The organism is Streptococcus sp. E24BD, assembly GCF_041807825.1.
GTDB classification, from domain to species: domain Bacteria; phylum Bacillota; class Bacilli; order Lactobacillales; family Streptococcaceae; genus Streptococcus; species Streptococcus entericus.
The window spans coordinates 1-6528 of sequence record NZ_JBGTZB010000060.1 but is presented as its reverse complement, the minus strand read 5'-3'; the positions used below and the strand labels follow the sequence as shown (position 1 = coordinate 6528).

Annotated in this window: 8 protein-coding genes; all 8 read right to left on the bottom strand. The window is 47.4% G+C overall.

Annotation, left to right across the window (positions count from 1 at the left end; all coding sequences use genetic code 11):
* Window positions 1-269: 269 nt before the first annotated feature.
* Complete coding sequence (locus ACERC5_RS09760) at window positions 270-737, bottom strand: DUF1266 domain-containing protein (protein ID WP_373659659.1); 468 nt, start codon at window positions 735-737, stop codon at window positions 270-272.
* Between the two features lie 271 nt (window positions 738-1008).
* A complete protein-coding gene (gene glyA / locus ACERC5_RS09755) occupies window positions 1009-2262 on the bottom strand; it encodes a serine hydroxymethyltransferase (RefSeq protein ID WP_373659660.1) in 1254 nt (417 codons plus the stop codon).
* The gene (locus ACERC5_RS09750; RefSeq protein WP_373659661.1) at window positions 2259-2903 is read right to left on the bottom strand and encodes a YdcF family protein; all 645 of its coding nucleotides are present in this window, start codon (window positions 2901-2903) and stop codon (window positions 2259-2261) included. The genes glyA and ACERC5_RS09750 overlap by 4 nt, the downstream gene beginning before the upstream one ends.
* The gene (locus tag ACERC5_RS09745) at window positions 2896-3345 is read right to left on the bottom strand and encodes a GNAT family N-acetyltransferase (RefSeq protein WP_373660654.1); all 450 of its coding nucleotides are present in this window, start codon (window positions 3343-3345) and stop codon (window positions 2896-2898) included. Before ACERC5_RS09745 ends, ACERC5_RS09750 begins: the two co-directional genes overlap by 8 nt.
* 10 nt (window positions 3346-3355) lie before the next feature.
* Window positions 3356-3946 carry an L-threonylcarbamoyladenylate synthase gene (locus ACERC5_RS09740; protein WP_373659663.1) on the bottom strand — a complete coding sequence of 197 codons (591 nt, stop codon included), beginning with the start codon at window positions 3944-3946 and terminating at the stop codon, window positions 3356-3358.
* Window positions 3939-4769, bottom strand: coding sequence for a peptide chain release factor N(5)-glutamine methyltransferase (gene prmC / locus ACERC5_RS09735; RefSeq protein ID WP_373659664.1), 831 nt, complete (start codon window positions 4767-4769; stop codon window positions 3939-3941). The genes ACERC5_RS09740 and prmC overlap by 8 nt, the downstream gene beginning before the upstream one ends.
* Complete coding sequence (gene prfA / locus ACERC5_RS09730; RefSeq protein ID WP_373659665.1) at window positions 4769-5848, bottom strand: peptide chain release factor 1; 1080 nt, start codon at window positions 5846-5848, stop codon at window positions 4769-4771. Before prfA ends, prmC begins: the two co-directional genes overlap by 1 nt.
* A 472-nt stretch (window positions 5849-6320) precedes the next feature.
* Window positions 6321-6528, bottom strand: a 208-nt coding sequence (locus ACERC5_RS09725) for an LPXTG cell wall anchor domain-containing protein (RefSeq protein ID WP_373660653.1), incomplete at its 5' end; no start/stop codon positions are given.

The following is a 6528-nucleotide window of genomic DNA, read 5'->3' as shown; positions in this document are numbered from 1 at the left end:
TGTCCACTGGTGGAACCATCATCGCATTCACGGTAGTCTCGATTACCAAACACCTATGGTTAAGCGAGTTATCGCTTAACAAAAACACTTTATAAAAATTGTACAGAAAAGGGGTGCCTTTTCATAATATAAAACAGATAAATAAGATTAATTAGCTAAAATAACCAAATAAAACGAGTGAGAACCAAGTTGCTTCTCACTCGTCAGTAAATATAACTCACCCACTACAGTTGACAAAGAGCCCTATAAGGAGAGATGGCTGGTACTAGCTATTCCTCAATTCCCCGCATATCTTTTTTATCTTGCTCATAATCAAAGCCGAGCACATCAGCCAAAACTTGTCCCAGTTGTTCCAAGTTAGTATCAACCCAGAAAGATGCAAATGAGAAAGCGTTAACTTTAGCCAGGCAGTAACCATAAATCGCTAAAATAAAACTCTCTTCCGTCACAATCGTCGAAGATGTGGGTGCAAATTGTAAAATTTTCCCTAAAACACAAGATGCCAAATACTGTTCCCAACTCTCATAATCTTGCTTGATACGAGTAGTCTCTTGGTCAAATAGCTCCTGAAACTCCGCCTGACTCACAAGCTTTCCTGCATAAGCCTTGGTCAAGACATCGATGATACGACAATCATCAAAACCTTGTACCCCTTTTCCTTTGCTTAAAGCTTGTAAGCGACCTAGAATCTCCAGCAAGTTTGTATCCTCAGTTAACTCCTCTAGGACAGCTGTCAAAGCCTTCTCTTCATTCTTAACCTACGGTAGTCGCCTTGTTTTAGAGCTCTGATTTCATTAACCAAAGTATGTTTATTCACAATACCAAAATTCTTTTTTAGACCGTGTTTTACTAAAAATCGTGTCAAGATATTTACATTCGGTAAAACAATTGGAAGTAATTCTTTATCAACTATTTCTTTATCAAGTTCAGTCACAAACCGATTTTCAAATCGGTAAGGGGCACAAAGTAAGACATATTCTGAAATTATTTTAAGTTCCTTTCTTCTGGTTAACTATAAAGCGGAAAGGCATCCGTAATCGCCTTAACCTCAGCACGCACCTGATCAAGCACGTCTGGCTTGTCAGCATTTTCCAAGGTTTTGATAATGAGCTCGGCAATCTTGGTCGCTTCTGATTCACCGAGACCACGACTAGTGATGGCTGGAGAGCCGATACGGATACCAGAGGTCTGGAAGGGTGATAGGGTTTCAAAAGGAATCGAGTTCTTATTGAGGGTGATATTGACTTCGTCCAACAGGTGCTGGGCAACCTTGCCACTCTCAACCACGCCAGTCACGTCCACTAAGAAGAGGTGATTATCTGTCCCGCCTGAGATGACTTTAAACTTGTCATGTTTGAGAAAGACCTCCGCCATAGCACGGGTGTTTTTGATGACCTGCTCACCGTAGGTCTTGAAGGCAGGGTCTAGGACTTCCTTAAAGGCAACTGCCTTGGCAGCAATGACGTGCATGAGTGGACCACCCTGCAGGCCTGGGAAGATGGCTGAGTTGATTTTCTTAGCAATCTCTTCATCGTTGGTCAAAATCAAGCCACCGCGTGGGCCACGAAGGGTCTTGTGGGTGGTTGTTGTGGTAATGTGGGCATATGGTACTGGGCTTGGGTGATGGCCAGACGCCACCAGACCAGCAATGTGCGCCATGTCCACCATCAGCTTGGCACCGACGCTGTCCGCAATCTCACGGAATTTTGCAAAGTCAATAGTACGGGAATAGGCGGACGCTCCTGCCACGATAAGCTTAGGCTGTACGGCCTTGGCCTGCTCCAGAATGGCATCGTAGTCGAGGAGGTGGGTCTCAGGGTCAACCGTGTAGTGGACAAAGTTGTACTGTTTGCCCGAAAAGCTCACTGTCGCCCCATGAGTGAGGTGGCCACCAGCGGACAAGTCCATACCCATCACCGTGTCTCCCGTCTCAATCAGCGCCATGTAAGCCGCCGCGTTGGCCTGACTGCCTGAGTGGGGCTGCACATTAGCAAACTTAGCGCCGAAAATTTCTTTCGCTCGATCGATCGCCAGATTTTCCACCACGTCCACACAGTCTGTGCCGCCATAATAGCGCTTGCCAGGGTAGCCTTCGGCGTATTTGTTGGTCAATAGGGTGCCCTGAGCTGCCATAACAGCCTTAGACACCACGTTTTCAGAGGCAATCAGCTCGATGTTGTTTTGCTGGCGCTGCTCTTCGGCTTGTACCGCTGCCCAAAGGTCAGCGTCAAAGGCCTTGTAATCTTCCTTGTCAAAAATCATAAGTGTACTCCTTTAAGTTGGTTATCCAATGGTTTCAAATGCCCCAGTTCTCCGTAGCGAACGAGGCGCAGGTATTCTCCCCAGACCCGTCGGCGACCGATGTCAGAGGTCATCCAGTCTGACCGACGAATTATCTGTCCTTTATAAGCTGTATCAAAGGGATAAGAGATAAGGTCAATATCATCTGGAAGATGCTGGGCTAGGGTTCGTAGCTGACGCCCTGCCACATGGCTCTTGCAAATGACCAAAATGCTCTTAACGCGTGAAAAATCAATCAAATCCTTAGCAAATAGAACATTTTCCAAGGAATTGGTCGATTGGTTCTCATGCAGAATGGCCTGCCGTGGAACGCCCCCAGCCACCAAGTGCTCGATGATGACCTCAGCCTCTGTCCGATCACCTCCTGGCCAATCAGGATGAGCCTGTCCTGTCTTGCTTCGACCACCCGTCACTAAAAACTGGCTAACATAGCCCTGTCGATAAGCCTCGACAGCCTTCTCCCAATGCAAGGGGTGGGTGCTCGAAAAGATAAAGCCCAAGTCACAGACCTGAGGCAACTGATCTTGCCCAAAGACCGCCTCCGTCAGCAAAGCCATGTCATCCGCGGTCAACTCGGGAACATCTGGTTCACGTTCAATCATCGTTCCCTTCCTCAAATAACTTGATAAATCGTAGCTGCGTCTTATCCCCATCGTAGCCAATCCTGCGGTAAAATTCATGCGCCTCCAGACGATGTGAAGCTGAATTCAGGCGGATGAAGGCATATCCTCTAGCCTTAGCTTCATCCTCTAAACCTGCAATTAAGCACCGACCGATTCCCTTCCCTTGATGTTCAGGGTGAACTGCCAGAGCCAAGACATTAAAACCTGTCGGCGAGTACAAACTTTCATAGATTTGAGCGTGAACATAGCCTAAGAACTCTCCTGTTTCAGGGTCGCCATAGCCAAGCAGAAAATGGTGATCATCTGCCGATAATTTAGTTAATTGCTGGGCAGTCTTCTCTTCTGAAAAAGAATACCCTAACGCCAACTTATTGATAATCGACAGTTGTGAGACATCTTTATCGTGTAAACATCTGAGCATACTAATCCTCCTAAAAGTTCAACTCTGGCACAACTTCAAGGAGTTGTGCCTTGGTGATGGCTCCTTGTCGTAAAATGGTCGCTCTGTCACCAGACAAGTCCAAAATGGTCGAGTCCTGTCCTGTCAGGGCGGCATCATCTGCGTAGCCCGTCACTTGACCGTCAAACTCTGCCATGATGTCCTCGAAAGAGATGCCACTGGCTTGGCCTGACCGATTGGCGGAAGGACCGATCAATGGTCCATGCTGGGCAATCAAGTCTAAGGTCACAGGGTGATTTGGCACCCGAAAACCGACCGTCCCCAGACCAGAGTTGACCCAGTGTGGCACTCGGTCGTTGGCTTCTAAGATGATGGTCAACGGTCCTGGCATAAACTCATTATACAGCTTTTCTAAAAAAATATGCTGGTTTTGACTGAATTTTCGAATATCGTTCGGATTTGAGACGTTCAGATTGAGTGCCTTGTCTCGAGGGCGTTGCTTGAGGGCATAGACCTGATTCACAGCCTCTTCATCCAGTGCCTTGGCAAAGATCCCGTAAACGGTCTCAGTCGGCAGGACGACTGCCCCACCGTTTTCTAAGACCTGACCCAAATCAGCCATTATCCATCACCACCATTCTGTCTTTGCCGTAGCTGTCTGTCAAGACCCGCATGCGCTTATCGGGTAAATACTGCTGAGCTAAGGCTTTTAGCGCTTGACCTTGCTTGTAGCCAATTTCTAGATAAATCTTACCATTTGGTGTCAGGTGCTGCTGGGCATCTATCAAGATTTGTCGATAAATGCCCAATCCTTCTTCTTCGGCAAAAAGAGCGGTATGCGGCTCATAGCGCAAGACATTCTCTCCGACCTCATGCTGGTCTGCGTAAGCAATGTAGGGTGGGTTAGAGACAATAAGGTCATAGGTCTCAGGTAACCCATCGTAGACATCTGACTGGATAAAGGTAACCGCAAGGTCATGCTTTTGGGCATTTTCACGAGCGACTGCCAGAGCATCGGCTGACAAATCACTCGCTGTCACCTGCCAATCGGGTCTAGCTTGCTTGAGGGAAAGGGCAATAGCCCCGCTGCCTGTCCCCAGGTCCAGAACCCGCAAATCCGCTCTGCTATTTTCTAAAAGAATCAAATCGACCAACTCCTCCGTCTCAGGGCGAGGGATGAGGACACGGCTGTCCACCAAGAGCGTCAACTCTCGAAAGTAGGCGCGTCCTGTCAGGTGCTGGGCGGGAAGATGCTGGCTGAGTTTGTCCGCTAACTCAGTCAAGAGTGCCTCGTCTGCTAGCGTAATCGGCTGTGACAGCTGCAAAACCAAATCGGTCAAGCTCCAGCCCTTGAGCTCACGAAAGACGTAGGCAAGGGCAGCTCGCTCTGCTCCTGCGGCTTCAACACGGTCTTCCAAAGAAGACAAGACCTGTCCCAACCGCATTAGTTGGCCAACTTTTCCAGTTTTTGGGTCTGGTCGTAGAGAACGAGGGCGTCCACCACTTCGTCCATCTTCCCAGATAAAATCGTATCCAGCTTTTGCAGGGTCAGACCGATACGGTGGTCGGTGACACGGTTCTGCGGAAAATTGTAGGTGCGAATGCGTTCTGAACGGTCACCTGTACCGATGGTAGACTTGCGCTCCGCATCCTGCTCGTCTTGCGCAATCTGGGCAAAATGATCCGCCACACGGGCACGGATAATCTTCATGGCCTTGTCACGGTTCTTCTGCTGGGTCCGCTCTTCCTGCATCTCGACCTTGATGTTGGTCGGCAAGTGAACAATACGGACAGCCGTTGCCACCTTATTGACGTTCTGACCACCTGCACCAGAAGCGTGGTAGATGTCGATACGGAGGTCTTTCGAGTCAATGTCATACTCGACTTCTTCGATTTCAGGCATGATAAGAACTGTCGCTGTCGATGTATGGACACGGCCTTGGCTTTCGGTCACAGGGACACGTTGCACACGGTGGGCACCAGATTCGTATTTCAGTTTAGAGTAAACCGACTGACCTGATACCATCGCCACGACTTCCTTGATTCCACCGACACCATTGTAAGACGTCTCCATGACTTCAAAGCGCCAGCCTTGGCTTTCGGAAAACTTCTGGTACATGGCTAGAAGATCACCGGCAAAGAGGGCCGCCTCGTCACCACCTGCTGCACCACGAATCTCCAAGATGATGTTTTTATCGTCATTCGGGTCTTTAGGTAGGAGCAGGATTTTCAATCGCTCTTCGAGAGCTTCCTTAGCGGCCTTGCTCTCTTTGAGCTCTTCTTTAGCCATTTCCTCTAAATCCTTGTCGCCACCTGCTTCTTTAATCATCTCTTCTGCATCTGCGATGGCTTGTATAGTCGCCTTATACTCACGGTAGGCAGCGACCGTTTCACGCGTGTTTGCCTCTTCGCGAGACAATTCCATAAAGCGTTTGGTGTCAGATACCACCTCTGGGTCACTGAGCAACTCGCCTAACTCTTCATAGCGGTCTTCCACCGCCTGTAATTGATCGTAAATGTTCATACTTTTCTCCGCTTTTCATATAGTACTCTTCATTCTACCACAAAAAAAAGGATTTATCATCTTCTATTTCCTAGTCCTATAAATAAACTATTTGCAACTAAAACTCTAATCAGGTATAGATTTAATATAATTTTTGAGAACAATACTTTTTAACCCCCACTGGAAGTACTTTTATGTAATCTAGAATTGAAAACAACATGCGCTTACTGTCGTTTAATAAACTAGAAAGCTATATTATTGTCAACATTAACAATAATAGATTGAGTATCTATCTCTGTGGTCAAAATACTCGTGGTAAGGCTAATAGGCACCGCTTTGAAAAAATTTTTGTCTTAGCTAGTCACATTAGTTCTAAAGTGATAGAGCCATTGTCATATTGAGTATAATATTTTAAAACATAATCATAATAATGATAACTTCACCAACAAAAACAACAGCATTAAAACTGTTGTTTTTGTATTATCAGATTAGCTTATCTAGCTCGTCTTCTCCGTCCGGCTAAACCTAGGGCTGATAAGAGGGCTGTTGCGCCGACAGCAGCTAGAGCTGTGTGGGCATCGCCTGTTGCAGGGAGTCCCTTCTTACCTACTGTCGCTGAGGCTAGTGCTGAAGCTGCAGGAGCTGTAGCTGAACGGCTTGTCGATTTAACAAGCTTAGCAACTTCTGCCTTGATGGCTTCG